Origin of the sequence: Mesorhizobium escarrei (genome assembly GCF_935825525.1) — a bacterium.
Classification (GTDB): Bacteria; Pseudomonadota; Alphaproteobacteria; order Rhizobiales; family Rhizobiaceae; genus Mesorhizobium; species Mesorhizobium escarrei.
The window spans coordinates 1-489 of the sequence record NZ_CAKXZT010000087.1 but is presented as its reverse complement, the minus strand read 5'-3'; the positions used below and the strand labels follow the sequence as shown (position 1 = coordinate 489).

Genomic DNA, 489 nt, shown 5'->3' with positions numbered 1-489 from the left:
CTCCAACTCCTCGGCTGCCCGCAAGTGTTCAAGGTACTTCTGCGAGGGAAAGGGGTAGGTCTTCATGCAATCGATGGAACTAGCGGCCTTTCCGCTGTCCAAAGCCTTCGCCAGTCCCTGCGCCTCGGACAACATCAACTTGAGCTGGCCTATTTTGCGGTGCGCTTCTTGCACGCGCACAGGCGTGAGTAGGACGCGCAGACGATGCTCCTCCAACGCGGCAAGGCAGGCCTGCATCTCGGTGGCCTGCGTTTGCAGGCGATTGATCACGCTGGCGACCGCGTGTTCGGCGTCCTCGGGCTTCATCTGGCGCGCTTGCGAGATGGTTTTTTGCTGACCGGCCACATTGAACTGCAAAAGTTCGTCCAACCGCTCAAGTCGTGGCATCAGGACCTCAATGGACAGCGGGGCCCGCCAGATTGCCAAGTTTGCGCCCGCCGCCGACGCACTCGCATGCGCCTCGCTCGCGCTCACGAGCTTCTTCGTGCC

Annotated in this window: 1 pseudogene; it reads right to left on the bottom strand. The window is 61.3% G+C overall.

Features of this window, described 5'->3' with window-relative positions:
• Positions 1-387, bottom strand: a pseudogene (locus tag NMG80_RS05725) (hypothetical protein); the annotation flags it as partial.
• Positions 388-489: the final 102 nt, after the last annotated feature.